Below are 13,658 nucleotides of genomic sequence, written 5' to 3' on the forward strand. Positions count from 1 at the left end.
AGTGAGCACATTCGGCGGACTCAACACGGCCTACCTGGGCCTCACCGCGGCCCGGCAGGGCATGAACCTTGCGGGGCAGAACATCGCCAACGCTGGCACGGCCGGCTACACCCGGCAGCGGATTGAACAATCGGCGATCGGCGCCCCCGGTCCCACTGGACTGAGCGCGGCCGGAGTCCGGGCCGGCCAGGGCGTGTCCGTGGACGGCATCGCGCGCCTCGGCAGCAGCTTCCTCGACGCCGGGGTCCGTTCCACCGCCGCACAGGCCGGCTACACCGGTTTCCGTTCCGCCGAATTGCAGCGGATCGAGGCAACTCTCCAGGAGCCCGGACCCCACGGGATCTCGACGGCGTTGCAGGGCTTTTGGGCGGCCTGGCAGGGAGTCTCCAACCACCCGGGCGAGGCCGCCCCCGCCGGGGTGCTGCTGCAGGCTGCTTCCACGCTCGCCGGCAGCGTTTCCGCCGGCTATCAGGCCCTGGACGCCCAGTGGACCCAGGTCCGCGCCGAGGCCCAGAGCACCGTCGCTTCCGTCAATGACGCCGCCGCCCGTGTGGCCGGCTTCAACAGCACCATCCGTTCCGTCCTGGCTTCCGGCGGCAACGCGAATGAGCTCATCGACGCCCGCAACAAAGTCACTGAGACCATCGCCGCCCTGGCCGGCGGCACGGTTCGAGAGAATGCGGACGGCACGTCGGACGTCTTCGTCGGCGGCAACGCCCTGGTTTCCGGAACGTCGCACCGGGCATTGGCCCTGACCGGCCAACCCGCCATGCGAGACGACGGCGCTTCGGTACAGCTGGAATGGGCGGACCGTCCCGGAAAATCCGTTGGGCTCGACGGCGGTAAGCTGGCCGGCGCCATCTCCCTCCTTGCTCCCGCGGCCGGTAGCACGGGCGGGGCGATCGCCGAGGCCGCAGCTTCCTACAACGCCTTCACTGAGAAGCTCATGAACGACGTCAACGCCGTGCACCGCACGGGCCAGTCCACCACGGGCACCGGCAACCTGGACTTCTTCGCCACCGGGCCCACCGGCCCGGCCGCCCGGTCGCTGCGGGTGGTCCCCGCCGCAGCCACTGAAATCGCCACTGGCGCTACCGGCTCCGGGGCATTGGACGGCAGTATCGCGGACAAACTCGCCCAGCTCGGCACCGCAGCAAATTCGCCCGACTCCGCCTGGACCGCCGTCGTGACCGTCATCGGCATCCGCTCCCGCTCGGCCCAGCAGCACGAACAGCTGGCGGATGCGGCGAGTATCGCCGCGGCCGGGCAGCGCGACTCCGGCTCCTCGGTCAGCCTCGACGAGGAAAACATCAGCCTGCTCAGCAACCAGCACGCCTACCAGGCGGCCGCACGGGTGATGACCGCCGTCGACGAAGCCCTCGATGTCCTGATCAACCGCACCGGACTGGTGGGAAGGTAACCCATGCTCAACCGCGTCACCAACCAGACCATGGCAGCAGCCGCGCAGCGCAACCTGCAGGCCGGCCAGTCCAGGCTCGCCGCCCTGCAGGAAAAAGGCAGCACCCTCCAGAACATCACCAGGCCCTCGGACGATCCCGCCGCCCTGGCCAGCGCCCTCACCACGCGCGCCAGCATCCGGGCCGCGGACCAGTACTCGAACAATATCAGCGACGGCAACGGCTGGCTGAACACCGCGGACGCAGCACTGGGCCAGGCCACCAACATCCTGAACCGGGTCCGGGACCTCACTCTCCAGGCCTCCAACGCAGCGCTCCACGACGCAGCAAAGGAAGCGATCGCCGTCGAACTCGAAGGGCTCAACAAGGACCTGATGGCCCGCGCCAACACTCAGTACCTGGGCCGGAACATCTTCGCCGGCAACACCGACGCCCCCGGCGCCTTCAGCAACGGGATACCGCCTACCTATAACGGGACACCCGGCACCGTGGAACGGCGCGTCGATGCCGGGCAGACCGTGCGTGTGGACGCCGACGGCGGCGCGATCTTCGGCGACGGCGCCGACTCGGTTTTCGCGCTGGTGAGCAACGTCGTGGCGGACATCCGCGCCGGGTCGAATCCCGTTTCCCGGCTGGGCGCCGTCGATCAGCGGATCAAGACAGTCATCAACGGCCGCGCCGAAGTGGGTATCCGCCAGACGCAACTGCTCCAAGCGCAGGAGGCCTTGGATGGCGCGAAGGTTACGCTGGAAGCCCAGCGCTCCGCCATCGAGGACGCCGACATAGGAAGGGTGGTCCTGGACTTGAAGCTGCAGGAAACCAACTACCAGGTGGCCCTGGCGGTCACGGCCAAGGTGCTGCAGCCAACGCTGATGGACTTCCTGCGATGAGTTCCGTTTCTAGCCTGGCGGTCACTTTCACGGCCCCGATGCCCGGGCTCGAGGGCGCGGATGGCTTTACCCTGCGCAGCGTCGACGGCGCCCCCGGGCTCTTTGCGCTCGAAGCCTCCGCCGGCACGGCCGTACGGCTGTTTCTCGCCGACGCCTCCGTCTACGTCCCCGGGTATTCCCCACCCATACCGGAGCAGGCCTCAGACGCAGGCCAGACCACCACGCTGCTGGTAGTCAACCCCGGCACGGGGAAACCCACCGTCAACCTGGCGGCGCCCCTCGTGCTGAACCCCGAAACCGGCACCTGCACCCAGCTGCTTCTGGAAGGCGACGCCTACTCGCTGCGGGCGGAGCTCGGCGGCGCATAGTCTCTGCAACCTGCCCCGGCACCTTCGGCCTGCCGAGTCCCGAAGACGGGATCCGTGAAGCTGCCGCATGAAACTACTAGAATTGCCCCATGAACCCGCGGGAGCTGGCCAACCTGGCCCACTTGCGCCGGGCCCGTGACCTGATCGACCGCCACTATGCCCGGCCGCTGGACGTGCCCACTATGGCCGCCGGCGCGCTCATGTCGGCGGCGCACTTTTCCCGCCGGTTCAAGGCGGCCTACGGCGAGACGCCTTACAACTACCTCATGACCCGGCGGATCGAGCGCGCCATGGCACTGCTGCGCGCCGGTGCCAGCGTGACCGATGCCTGCATGGAAGTGGGCTCCACCTCCCTAGGTTCGTTCAGCTCGCGGTTCACCGAGATCGTCGGCATGACGCCCAGCGCCTACCGGGCCCGCGAACACCACGCCGTAAAAGCGATGCCCACGTGTATTGCCCGGCAGCACACCCGGCCCGCGCGCAAGCCGAGCAGGATTGAAGAAGCTTCCTCATAGCCACTGCCATAGCGTGTGACCCATGAACATTTCATTGAAGTACGCACACGTCACCGTCAACGATCTCGATGAGTCCCTCGCGTTCTACCGCGACGCCCTTGGCTTGGAAGTCCGGAACGACGTCGGCTCGGACGGCCAGCGCTGGGTCACCCTGGGCAGCGCTGCCCAACCCGATCTTGAGATTGTCCTGTCCCCGCCGCATGCCGGCCGCTCCCAGGCCGACGGGGACGCCATCCAGGAGCTGGTCACCAAGGGCGTTATGCCCATGCTCGTGTTCAGCACGGACGATCTCGACGCCGCCTTCGAGGCCGCCCGGGCCTCCGGCGCCGAGGTCCTCCAGGAACCCATCGTCCAGCCCTGGGGGCCACGCGACTGCGCCTTCCGCGACCCGTCCGGCAACATGATCCGCATCAACCAGGGCTGACGTTCTGTGCGACGCGCAACTTCGCTACCGACGCCCATATTCCAATACGCAGTCCATATTCCGGGTTAGCGCGAGAACCGAATCCGGGCCGCCGGGTTCAACGTGGTGAGGTGGGATTGGGCCGATCTGATGGAGCCCGGGAAGCTGGAACGCATGCTGGCAGCGGCCGGCGTGCCCCGCCGTCGTGCGCGTTCTGCCGTTTTCGACGCGCAAACCCGACCCTGACGCGCATATTCCCTGGCGCCACCGATATTTAGGTGTCGACAAGGAATATGCGCAGCGCCAGGGCCGGCTTAGGTTCAGCTCGTGACTGCTGTGCCGGCGAGCCGGAGCCAGGTATCCACTACGGTGTCGGGGTTCAGGGAGACCGAATCGATGCCTTCCCCGACCAGCCACTCCGCGAAGTCCGCGTGGTCGCTGGGACCCTGGCCGCAGATGCCCACATACTTGCCGCGCTCCTTGCAGGCCTTGATGGCCATGCTCAGGAGCTTCTTGACGGCAGGATCGCGTTCATCGAAGCCGCCCGAGACGATCGCGGAATCCCGGTCCAGGCCAAGGGCCAGCTGGGTCATGTCGTTGGAGCCGATGGAGAAGCCGTCGAAGTAGTCCAGGAAATCGTCCGCCAGCAGCGCGTTGGACGGGATCTCGCACATCATGATCACCTCGAGGCCGTTCTCGCCACGGACCAGGCCGTTCTCCGCCAGCAGGTCGATGACGCCGCGGGCCTCGTCCAGGGTCCGCACGAACGGGATCATCAGCTTGACGTTGGTCAGGCCCATCTCGTTGCGGACGAAGGACAGGGCCTCGCACTCCAGGTCGAAGCAGTCCCGGAAGGACGGCTCCAGGTACCGTGAGGCGCCGCGGAAGCCGAGCATCGGGTTCTCTTCGTGCGGCTCGTAGGCCGGCCCGCCGATGAGGTTGGCGTACTCGTTGGACTTGAAGTCGGACATGCGCACAATCACCGGCTCCGGCGCGAAGGCCGCCGCGATGGTGGACACGCCTTCAGCCAGCCGCTTGATGTAGTACTCGCGAGGACTGTCGTAGGCGGAGATCCGTTCCCGGATTTCCGCGGCCACGTCCGCCGGCTGGCTGTCCAGGTTCAGGAGCGCCTTGGGGTGGATGCCGATCTGGCGGTTGATGATGAATTCCAGCCGGGCCAGGCCCACCCCGTGGTTGGGCAGCTGCGCGAATGTGAACGCCTGCTCCGGGGTACCCACGTTCATCATGACCTTGACCGGGGCCTCGGGCAGCTCGGTGATGGCGGTTTCCTCGATGCTGAAGTCCAGGAGCCCTTCGTAGATGGTGCCGGTCTCGCCGTCGGCGCAGGAAACGGTCACCTCGAGGCCGTCGGTGAGGGAATCCGTGGCACTTCCGGTGCCGACGACGGCGGGAATCCCCAGTTCGCGGGCGATGATGGCCGCGTGGCACGTGCGTCCGCCGCGGTTGGTGACGATGGCGGAGGCCCGCTTCATGATCGGTTCCCAGTCCGGGTCGGTCATGTCCGCGACCAGGACGTCGCCGGTCTTGAAGGCGGCCATCTGGTCGATCGCGGTGAGGATGCGGACGCTGCCGGCACCGATGCGCTGTCCGATCGCGCGGCCCTCGGCCAGCACCCGGCCGGTTCCGTTGAGGCGGAAGCGGCTCAGGCTGCCGGCGGCCCGGCGGGACTGCACGGTCTCCGGGCGTGCCTGCAGGATGTACAGGCCGCCGTCGATCCCGTCCTTGCCCCATTCGATGTCCATGGGGCGGCCGTAGTGGGTCTCGATGGCGACGGCGTGCCGGGCGAGCTGCTCGACGTCGTCGTCGCTGAGGCTGAAGCGGTTCCGGAGCGAGGCCTCCACCGGCACGAAGTCGATGGTGCGGCCGATCTCGCGGCTCTCCGTGTAGGTCATCTGGAGGGCCTTCTCACCCAGGCCGCGCTTGAGGATGGCGGGGCGGCCGGCCTGCAGTGCAGGCTTGTAGACGTAGAACTCATCCGGGTTCACGGCGCCCTGGACCACGGCCTCGCCCAGGCCGTAGGAGGACGTGACGAACACGGCGTCCTGGAAACCGGACTCGGTGTCCATGGTGAACATCACGCCGGAGGCCCCGACGTCGGAGCGCACCATCCGCTGGATGCCGGCGGAGAGTGCCACCTCGGCGTGTTCGAACTTGTGGTGCACGCGGTACGCGATGGCGCGGTCGTTGTAGAGGGACGCGAACACGTCCTTGATGGCGATCAGGATGTTCTCGATGCCGCGGACGTTCAGGAAGGTTTCCTGCTGCCCGGCGAAGGAGGCATCCGGGAGGTCTTCCGCGGTCGCGCTGGAACGGACGGCCCAGGACAGGTCCTCGGAGCCCCCGTGCTTGTCCACCAGCTGCTGGTAGGAGTTCCGGATCTGCGCCTCGAAGTCCGGCCGGAAGGGCGTCTCGCGCATCAGCGTCCGGATTTCCTGGCCCGCCGCGGCGAGGGCCGTTACATCATCGGTGTCCAGGCCAACCAGCCGGTCCACGATCTTCTGGTCCAGGCCCGAATCAGCCAGGAAGCTCCGGTACGCGTCGGCTGTTGTGGCGAAGCCGTCCGGCACCTGCACGCCGGCGGAGGTCAGGTTCTGCACCATCTCCCCGAGGGAGGCATTCTTGCCGCCTACCCGGTCCAGGTCCTTGAGTCCGAGTTCTGAGAACCACAGTATGTCTGTCGTCATGGTTGCTGCTCCTTTGCAGATGCTGGCATGCGGGGGCGCCGCCCCGCTCGCGGCTGTAGCCGGTTGGTGGGCGCGAATCCTGTCTACAGTGACAGGTTCAGAGCGCGCTTCCAACATGATGTGCGCCACACAGGGCTTGTGAAAATTTTCCCTAATGCTTGAGGTTCATGCGCTGCAGGATGGTGGCGGCCATTTCCTCCACGGAGACCGTCGCCGAATTCAGGTACGGGATCCGGTGGGAAACGTATAACTGCTCGGCGCTGCGCAGCTCGAAGCCGCACTGCCGCAGCGACGCGTAGGGTGAGCCGCGGCGCCGTTCGGTGCGGATCTGGCTCAGCCGAAGGGGGTTTGAGGAAAGCCCGAAACACTTCTCAACAAATGGCCGCAGCGGCTTGGGCAGCCCTTCCCGCTGAAAATCCTCGTCCACCAGGGGGAAGTTCGCGGCGAAGATGCCGTGTTGGAGCGCCAGGTACATGGTGGTGGGCGTTTTGCCGCAGCGGGACGGGGCCACCAGGATGACTTGCGCCTTCTCCAGCGCCCGCAGGCTCTGGCCGTCGTCGTGTTCCATGGCGTACTCGACGGCGGCCATCCGGGACTGATACCGCTCCGCGTTGCCCAGTCCGTGGGCCCTGCCGGGTTCATGACTGGCCTGGGACCCGAGGGCCTCCTCCAGCTGTCCCACATGCATCCCGATAAGATCCACGATGATCCCCTGGCACTTTGCAATGGCCTGCCTGATGTCGCTGCTGACGGCCGTGGAAAAAACGATGGGCCGCGGACCGGTGGCGACCAGCTTGTCGATGGTGCCCACCACCGTCCTGGCCTGTTCGACGGTGGTAATGAACGGGACCGTGATGCGGTCAAAGTTATTGGCGGGGAACTGGGTCAACAAGGTGTTGCCGAGCGTTTCCGCGGTGATGCCGGTGCTGTCCGAAAGGAAGTAGACAGGCCGAATCTCGTGATTGGTCATGAACGCATTCTCCACCGGAGAGCCGACACGGAAAAATCATCCGGTTGAAACACCCCCGCAACCTGGGCGGGGCATGCTGGGCAGACGGGGACAACCAGCAGGGGGCACAGCATGATTACTGACCAGGTTCAGACACTAGGAATCCAACCCGGCGACCACATCGAGGCGTGGCACAACGGCAAGCTGTTCCACAAAGGGCAGGTGACCGACGTCGTGCGTTCACTGGAACTGATCTGGATCATGGACGCGAGGACCGGCACCCGGAAGCTGCTGGACCCGGACGCTCTGGAGATCATCCGGGTGCGGGTCTAACGTGGTGCATGGTGGGCCGCCCTGACGCGTTCCTGGGCGGGACGCCGCGGGTTTCGCTCCCCACCCGCCCCCTTACCGAGCGCCGCCACTGCGCTGATTGCCAGCTTGTGGGCACCCTGCGTTCGGCCTAGATTTGGGCATGACCAATTCGCCCGAACACGAACTGCTCCTTGAGCTGCAGGACCTGATCATCGGCACGGGATCGGTGGCCGATTTCCTGGGCGGGCTGTCCATCATCGCCGCATCCGCACTGAGCCGCAGCGCCGGCGCCACGGTGGAATGTGGGGTCACCCTCAAGCTCGCCAGGCGGACGGCAACGGTAGGCGGAAGCACCGAGCGGGCCATCCACCTGGACCGCATCGAACAGGCCGTGGGCGAAGGGCCGTGCCTCGCAGCGTTGAAGGCGGCCACCCCTGTCCTGCTGGCCGATGTCAGCACTGACACGCGCTGGCCCACCTACCAGAAACGCCTGATGGAGGAGGGCATCCACAGCGCCCTGGGTGTCCCCCTTGAACTGGGTCAAAACGCCGCCGCAGTCCTGAACTTCTTCGCGCCGGCCACCGGCGTGTTCACAGAGGACACCATCACCGAGGCAGCCAGCTTCGCCGCCGTCGCCGGCAGCGCCGTCCGCCTGGCCGTCAGGGTGGGAACCGCCGAAAGCGCCGCGGATGACCTCAGCGCGGCGATGGTGAGCCGCACCGCCATCAACCTTGCCAGCGGAATCATCATGGCCCAGAACCGCTGCAGCCAGTCCGAGGCCATGTCCATCCTGATGAACGTCTCCAGCCACCGGAACCAGAAGCTCCGGGACGTGGCCGACGAGATCGTCCGGAAGGTCTCGGGCGAGGAAGCCACCACCTTCTTCGACATGTAGGCGTAGTCAGCCCCGTCCAGCGCTCAGCCTTAAGTTCAGCCGGGCTCAGTGTGCACACGCAACCTGGTCCGGGCCTGGCTGTAAAAAAGCGAGTACTCACTACTCGTGTCCTTGCCCGCCGGGCCTTTTATGATAAGGGCGTACCGACACATGAGGACTGGGGCATGATGATCGATCAACTGGTGGACTGGCGCGTCTCAGGCGTCCTGCTGGACATCCGGGGACACTCGGAAGCGGCATCGGCGTGCACCCTTGCCCGGATTGCGGCTCCCGCGGTGAGCGACATGGCAGGTTCCGGGGTGGAGAGCACTGTGACCATCGTGCGGCCCGACGGAACGCCTTCCACTGCGGCAACCACCGACGGCGCCGGCGGCCTTTCCCGCTGGGACCAGCTCGCCGGACGGGGCCCCACCTCGCGGGCACTCGGCGGCCGCCTGACCATCATTCTCAATGCCCGCGCCCTGGACAAGCGCTGGGATGAGTACCAGGCCACTCTCAGGGCAGCCGGCTTCCGTTCCGCCTTCGCCGTGCCATTGCCGCTGGAACGCGGCTACCGGGCTGCACTGACGTTGTATACGGCGGAAACGAACGTGTTCACCCCGGTTGTGGCCGCCCAGGCGCTGGCTTTCTCCGACGTGGCGGCCAAAAGCCTGGCCCTGGCACTGCAGGTCCGGGCGGGCCTGGCCCAATCCGCGGATCTCCGCGCAGCCATGGCCAGCCGCACCGCGATCAACACCGCCTGCGGCGTGATCATGGGCCAGAACCAGTGCTCCTACGAGGCGGCGTTCCAGATCCTCACCGCTGCCTCGAGCCAGCAGAACCTGACCCTCCGCGACGTCGCCGAAGGGATGCTGCGCGCCCTGCCGGGCGGCGTACCGACCACACACTTCCAGCACCGCACCTAAGCCGGCTCCCGCCGTCGGGCATTGCGCCGTCGGGCATTGCACCGTGGGACGCGCCGAACGGTCAGCGCAGAACGACCGTGCGCCCGCCGTCGAGCATTACCCGGCCTTCACAGTGCCACCGGACCGCGTTGCTGAGCGCTTTGCTCTCAGCGTCGCGGCCCACGCGGACCAGGTCATCGGCCGTGTACGTGTGGTCCACGTCGATGACCTGCTGGGCGATGATCGGTCCCTCATCCAGTTCGGCGTTGACGTAGTGCGCCGTAGCGCCCACGGTCTTCACGCCGCGGTCATAGGCCTGGTGGTACGGCTTGGCGCCCTTGAAGCTGGGCAGGAACGAGTGGTGGATGTTGATGGTTTTGCCCGTCAGCTGGGCCGACAGCTCATCGCTGAGGACCTGCATATACCGGGCCAGGACCACCAGTTCCACCTCGAACCCGTCCACGAGCTCCAGCAGGCGGGCTTCCTGCGCAGGCTTGGTCTCCTGGGTGACCGGGAGGTGGAAGAACGGGATGTTGTGCCACTTGACCAGCTCTTCGTGGTCCGTGTGGTTCGAGACCACGGCCACGATTTCCACCGGAAGATCACCTGTGCGGGCCCGGAACAGCAGGTCGTTGAGGCAGTGCCCGAACTTGGACACCATCACCAGGACCCGGCGCTTGCGGCCGTGCGGTTCCAGCTGCCAGTTCATGGCCCACTCAGCGGCCAGCGGCTCGAAGTCCCGGCGCAGGTCCTCGGTGCTGAAGGCCGTCTTCCCTGCCGCGAAATGCACCCGAATAAAGAATTGCTGGGCCTGGCGGTCTCCGAAGTGATTGGTGTCGATGATGTCGCAGCCGTGATCCAGCAGGTACCCCGTGATCGCGTGGACGATCCCCGGGGACTCGGCGCAGTTGACCGTCAGAACGTGTTCGGTTGTCACTCCCGTGAAGCCTTCGCCTCGGCCAGGTGGGGAGTTTGGGGGGAAACGGTGGTCTTACTGCTCACGTGCTGCTCCTCGAATCAATGCTGGCTGGAGTGCCGTTGGGGATGATGCGTGGCCCGCTTCATTGGGGACCGCATCGAGGTTGTTGAAGCTGTAAAGGTGGATCCCTGCGATGCCGGGCTGGCTTTCGAGCCCGGCCACCAGGGTATGGGGTGAGTAGCGGTCGCCGCTGAGCAGCTTGCGCGCCAGCGTTCCTTTGCTGCTGAGGAACTTCAGGGAACTTCCGACGCCGATCTGCGTGGCAAGTGCCAGCAGTTTGGTCCGCGGGACGGACCCCGCCACACCCGCCCAGACGGGCAGGTTCACGCCTTCACGGCGCAGGAGCGCCGCGAAATCAAGGATTTTGGGCGCATCGAAGCACATCTGGGTGACCACGTGGGTGGCCAGGAGCTGCTTGTCCTGCAGGGCCTCGAGCAGGTCCAGGGCGGCCACGGTCGGGTGGCCTTCCGGGTAGCCTGCCACGCCGGCGCGCATCCGGCCGCCGGTGTACTGGGCGAGGTCTTCAAGCAGCGGCAGGGCGGACCCGTACGGGCCGGCGGGCTGCTTCCGGTCGCCGCCGATCACAAACACCTCGCCGATGCCCGCGCCGTCGCAGTCCCGCATGATCCGGGTCAGTTCGGCCCGGTCATGAATGCTGCGCGCGGCCAGGTGCGGGATAACGGTGTAGCCGAAGTCGCTCAGCTCCACCGACGTGCGCATGGTCCGCTCGACACCGTGGTGCGGCAGGCACGTTATGGTCAGCGTGGTGGTCAGCGGAACCAGCGCCCGGACCTGGTCAACGATCCCGGTTGAGGGGATGATTTCGATTCTTGTAGGGAGCATCTTCGGTCCTTTCCTGATATCGAAGGGTCAGCTGGCGTGGGCTGCCAGCAGTGAGCTGGCTTCCTGGCGGGTGCTGCCGGAGGACTCGATGTGGGCGAGCTGGGCGGGGATTTCCCAGCCCTTCTTGCGCATCGCGGTGGCCCAGAGCCGGCCGGCCCGGTAGGAGGAACGGACCAGGGGTCCGGACATGACGCCGAGGAAGCCGATCTCCTTGGCCTCGTCCTGGAGGTCCACGAACTCCTGCGGCTTGACCCAGCGGTCCACCGGCAGGTGCCGCTCGGACGGGCGCAGGTACTGGGTGATGGTGATCAGGTCACAGCCGGCCTCGTGCAGGTCCCGCAGCGCCGCGGAGATCTCCTCGCGGGTCTCACCCATGCCCAGGATCAGGTTGGACTTGGTCACCATGCCCAGGTTCCGGCCCTGGGTGATGACATCCAGCGACCGGTCATACCGGAACGCGGGCCGGATCCGCTTAAAGATCCGGGGCACGGTTTCGACGTTGTGCGCGAAGACCTCCGGCTTCGAATCGCAGATCGCCTCGATGTGCTCGGGCTTGCCGGAAAAGTCAGGGATCAAAAGTTCGACGCCGGTGCCCGGGTTCAGCTCGTGGATCTTCCGCACCGTCTCGGCATAGAGCCACACACCCTCATCGGCCAGATCATCCCGGGCCACCCCGGTGACGGTGGCGTAGCGCAGCTGCATGGCCAGGACCGAGCGGGCCACCTTCGCGGGCTCAAACATGTCAACCGGGGACGGCTTGCCCGTGTCGATCTGGCAGAAATCACAGCGCCGGGTGCATTCGGAGCCACCGATCAGGAACGTCGCTTCCTTGTCTTCCCAGCACTCAAAAATGTTCGGGCAGCCGGCCTCCTCACACACCGTGTGCAGGCCTTCCTTCTTAACCAGGTTCTTGAGCTGGACATACTCCGGACCCATCTGGACCTTCGCCTTGATCCACTCCGGCTTCCGCTCCACAGGTACTGCAGAGTTACGCTGCTCAACGCGCAGCAGCTTCCGGCCTTCTGGTGCCAGTGTCATTAATACTCTTCCCTTAGCATTCCACTACGTTGACGGCGAGGCCGCCCATGGCTGTTTCCTTGTACTTGGAGCTCATGTCCCTGCCGGTCTCGCGCATGGTCACGATCACCTCGTCCAGCGACACCCGGTGGGTGCCGTCGCCCCAAAGCGCCATCTTCGCGGCGTTGATGGCCTTCGCCGCCGCGATCGCGTTGCGCTCGATGCACGGCACCTGGACCAACCCGCCGATCGGATCGCACGTCAGGCCCAGGTTGTGTTCCATCGCGATCTCCGCGGCGTTCTCCACCTGCTGGGGTGTGCCGCCCATGACCTCGGCGAGGGCACCGGCCGCCATGGACGACGCCGACCCCACCTCGCCCTGGCAGCCCACCTCGGCGCCCGAAATGGACGCCTGTTCCTTGTACAGCACCCCGATGGCACCGGCCGTGAGCAGGAACTTGACCACAACGTCGTCGCGGTCTTCCTGCGTGGCTTTGTCCATCCCGGGTGCGAAATGCAGTGCGTAATACAGGACTGCCGGGATGATCCCCGCGGCACCGTTGGTGGGTGCCGTGACAACCCGGCCGCCCGACGCGTTCTCCTCGTTCACTGCCAGGGCGATGAGGTTCACCCATTCCTGCCAGTACTTCGGGTCCCGGTCCTTGTCCTCCTTTTCGAGGCGCTCACGCCAGTCCGGAGCACGACGGCGGACCTTCAGTCCGCCGGGCAGCAGCCCCTCACGCTTGAGGCTGGTTGCCACACACTCCTCCATGACGGAGTAGATGTGCAGCAGGCCTTCGCGGATTTCCTGTTCGGTGCGGGAGGCGCGCTCGTTGACGAACATGATCTCGCCGATGGACAGGCCTTTGGACTGGCACCGGCCCAGCAGCTCGGCCGCGGTGCGGAACGGCAGCGGCAGTTCCTGCTTGGACTCGTCGAGTTCCTTCAGGGCCGCGTCCTCTTCACCTTCGCGGACAATGAAGCCGCCGCCCACGGAGAAGAACGTGGCCTTGTGCAGGACCTCGCCTTCTTTGTCGCTGACTGTGAAGGTCATGCCGTTGGTGTGCCGCGGCAGGACAGTGAGCGGGCGCAGGACCATGTCCTTGACCCCGTAGGGCAGGGGTACGGAGCCGGCGAGCTGGAGGGTGCCGGTTTCGGCGATCGCGGCGAGCCGCTCCTCTACCTCGGCCGGCAGGATCTTTTCGGGGTGGAAACCCTCCAGGCCCAGCAGGATGGCCGTCATGGTGCCGTGGCCGTGGCCCGTCGCTGCCAAGGACCCGTACAGGTCCACCCGCAGCCCCGCCACCTTGTCCAGGTGGCCGGAACCCTTCAGCTCCTCGGCAAACACCGCGGCAGCCCGCATCGGGCCAACGGTGTGCGAACTCGACGGCCCGATCCCGACGGAGAACAAATCAAAGACTCCAACGGCCATGTGCGTTTCCTAACTAAATAATTCTTCGTGACCAGTCAGGAGTTTTTG

General features: G+C 66.2%; 14 protein-coding genes. 8 read left to right on the forward strand and 6 right to left on the reverse strand.

Going from position 1 to position 13,658, the window contains the following annotated elements:
- Window position 1 precedes the first annotated feature (1 nt).
- The 5 genes from flgK (at window position 2) to FYJ92_RS15260 (ending at window position 3,615) form a co-directional block, all read left to right on the forward strand.
- The gene (gene flgK, locus FYJ92_RS15240; RefSeq protein ID WP_185261449.1) at window positions 2-1,420 is read left to right on the forward strand and encodes a flagellar hook-associated protein FlgK; all 1,419 of its coding nucleotides are present in this window, start codon (window positions 2-4) and stop codon (window positions 1,418-1,420) included.
- 3 nt (window positions 1,421-1,423) lie between these two features.
- Window positions 1,424-2,308 carry a flagellar hook-associated protein FlgL gene (gene flgL, locus FYJ92_RS15245; protein ID WP_185261450.1) on the forward strand — a complete coding sequence of 295 codons (885 nt, stop codon included), beginning with the start codon at window positions 1,424-1,426 and terminating at the stop codon, window positions 2,306-2,308.
- Window positions 2,305-2,676 carry a flagellar assembly protein FliW gene (locus FYJ92_RS15250; RefSeq protein ID WP_185261451.1) on the forward strand — a complete coding sequence of 124 codons (372 nt, stop codon included), beginning with the start codon at window positions 2,305-2,307 and terminating at the stop codon, window positions 2,674-2,676. The genes flgL and FYJ92_RS15250 overlap by 4 nt, the downstream gene beginning before the upstream one ends.
- 89 nt (window positions 2,677-2,765) lie before the next feature.
- Window positions 2,766-3,191, forward strand: a complete 426-nt coding sequence (locus FYJ92_RS15255) for a helix-turn-helix domain-containing protein (protein ID WP_185261452.1) — start codon at window positions 2,766-2,768, stop codon at window positions 3,189-3,191.
- Window positions 3,192-3,213: 22 nt separating this feature from the next.
- Complete coding sequence (locus tag FYJ92_RS15260) at window positions 3,214-3,615, forward strand: VOC family protein (protein WP_104063759.1); 402 nt, start codon at window positions 3,214-3,216, stop codon at window positions 3,613-3,615.
- Between the two features lie 299 nt (window positions 3,616-3,914).
- On the opposite strand, the gene ppsA is transcribed toward FYJ92_RS15260, so the two are convergent.
- The gene (ppsA, locus tag FYJ92_RS15265; protein ID WP_185261453.1) at window positions 3,915-6,299 is read right to left on the reverse strand and encodes a phosphoenolpyruvate synthase; all 2,385 of its coding nucleotides are present in this window, start codon (window positions 6,297-6,299) and stop codon (window positions 3,915-3,917) included.
- 151 nt (window positions 6,300-6,450) lie between these two features.
- A complete protein-coding gene (locus FYJ92_RS15270; protein ID WP_185261454.1) occupies window positions 6,451-7,269 on the reverse strand; it encodes a pyruvate, water dikinase regulatory protein in 819 nt (272 codons plus the stop codon).
- 111 nt (window positions 7,270-7,380) lie between these two features.
- Here FYJ92_RS15270 and FYJ92_RS15275 point away from each other — a divergent pair, with 111 nt between their 5' ends.
- The 3 genes from FYJ92_RS15275 to FYJ92_RS15285 all read left to right on the forward strand — a co-directional run bounded on the left by FYJ92_RS15275 (window position 7,381) and on the right by FYJ92_RS15285 (window position 9,360).
- Window positions 7,381-7,581 (forward strand): hypothetical protein, encoded by a 201-nt coding sequence (locus FYJ92_RS15275; RefSeq protein ID WP_185261455.1) that lies wholly within the window; start codon window positions 7,381-7,383, stop codon window positions 7,579-7,581.
- 139 nt (window positions 7,582-7,720) lie between these two features.
- Window positions 7,721-8,455: a GAF and ANTAR domain-containing protein gene (locus tag FYJ92_RS15280; protein ID WP_185261456.1), complete on the forward strand. Its 735-nt coding sequence runs from the start codon at window positions 7,721-7,723 to the stop codon at window positions 8,453-8,455.
- Between the two features lie 164 nt (window positions 8,456-8,619).
- Window positions 8,620-9,360 (forward strand): ANTAR domain-containing protein, encoded by a 741-nt coding sequence (locus FYJ92_RS15285; protein WP_185261457.1) that lies wholly within the window; start codon window positions 8,620-8,622, stop codon window positions 9,358-9,360.
- A gap of 61 nt (window positions 9,361-9,421) precedes the next feature.
- Here the strand turns inward: FYJ92_RS15285 and purU are convergent, their stop codons facing one another.
- From purU to FYJ92_RS15305, 4 genes are read right to left on the reverse strand one after another with little or no spacing between them, the layout of a single operon-like run.
- Window positions 9,422-10,276, reverse strand: a complete 855-nt coding sequence (gene purU, locus FYJ92_RS15290) for a formyltetrahydrofolate deformylase (RefSeq protein ID WP_185261458.1) — start codon at window positions 10,274-10,276, stop codon at window positions 9,422-9,424.
- Between the two features lie 54 nt (window positions 10,277-10,330).
- Complete coding sequence (locus FYJ92_RS15295; protein ID WP_185261459.1) at window positions 10,331-11,161, reverse strand: methylenetetrahydrofolate reductase; 831 nt, start codon at window positions 11,159-11,161, stop codon at window positions 10,331-10,333.
- A 27-nt stretch (window positions 11,162-11,188) separates the two neighbouring features.
- The gene (lipA, locus tag FYJ92_RS15300) at window positions 11,189-12,199 is read right to left on the reverse strand and encodes a lipoyl synthase (protein WP_185261460.1); all 1,011 of its coding nucleotides are present in this window, start codon (window positions 12,197-12,199) and stop codon (window positions 11,189-11,191) included.
- 13 nt (window positions 12,200-12,212) lie between these two features.
- A complete protein-coding gene (locus FYJ92_RS15305; protein ID WP_185261461.1) occupies window positions 12,213-13,610 on the reverse strand; it encodes an L-serine ammonia-lyase in 1,398 nt (465 codons plus the stop codon).
- Between the last annotated feature and the right edge of the window lie 48 nt (window positions 13,611-13,658).

Origin of the sequence: Pseudarthrobacter sp. NBSH8, assembly GCF_014217545.1 — a bacterium.
Taxonomy (GTDB): Bacteria; Actinomycetota; Actinomycetes; order Actinomycetales; family Micrococcaceae; genus Arthrobacter.

Bases quoted from the DNA above. Each gene is read 5' to 3' on its own strand.
- FYJ92_RS15295 (WP_185261459.1), bottom strand. From the start codon at position 11,161: ATGCTCCCTACAAGAATCGAAATCATCCCCTCAACCGGGATCGTTGAC.
- FYJ92_RS15255 (WP_185261452.1), top strand. From the start codon at position 2,766: ATGAACCCGCGGGAGCTGGCCAACCTGGCCCACTTGCGCCGGGCCCGT.
- FYJ92_RS15280 (WP_185261456.1), top strand. From the start codon at position 7,721: ATGACCAATTCGCCCGAACACGAACTGCTCCTTGAGCTGCAGGACCTG.
- FYJ92_RS15285 (WP_185261457.1), top strand. From the start codon at position 8,620: ATGATGATCGATCAACTGGTGGACTGGCGCGTCTCAGGCGTCCTGCTG.
- FYJ92_RS15260 (WP_104063759.1), top strand. From the start codon at position 3,214: ATGAACATTTCATTGAAGTACGCACACGTCACCGTCAACGATCTCGAT.
- ppsA (WP_185261453.1), bottom strand. From the start codon at position 6,299: ATGACGACAGACATACTGTGGTTCTCAGAACTCGGACTCAAGGACCTG.
- lipA (WP_185261460.1), bottom strand. From the start codon at position 12,199: ATGACACTGGCACCAGAAGGCCGGAAGCTGCTGCGCGTTGAGCAGCGT.
- FYJ92_RS15250 (WP_185261451.1), top strand. From the start codon at position 2,305: ATGAGTTCCGTTTCTAGCCTGGCGGTCACTTTCACGGCCCCGATGCCC.
- FYJ92_RS15270 (WP_185261454.1), bottom strand. From the start codon at position 7,269: ATGACCAATCACGAGATTCGGCCTGTCTACTTCCTTTCGGACAGCACC.
- FYJ92_RS15305 (WP_185261461.1), bottom strand. From the start codon at position 13,610: ATGGCCGTTGGAGTCTTTGATTTGTTCTCCGTCGGGATCGGGCCGTCG.
- FYJ92_RS15275 (WP_185261455.1), top strand. From the start codon at position 7,381: ATGATTACTGACCAGGTTCAGACACTAGGAATCCAACCCGGCGACCAC.
- flgL (WP_185261450.1), top strand. From the start codon at position 1,424: ATGCTCAACCGCGTCACCAACCAGACCATGGCAGCAGCCGCGCAGCGC.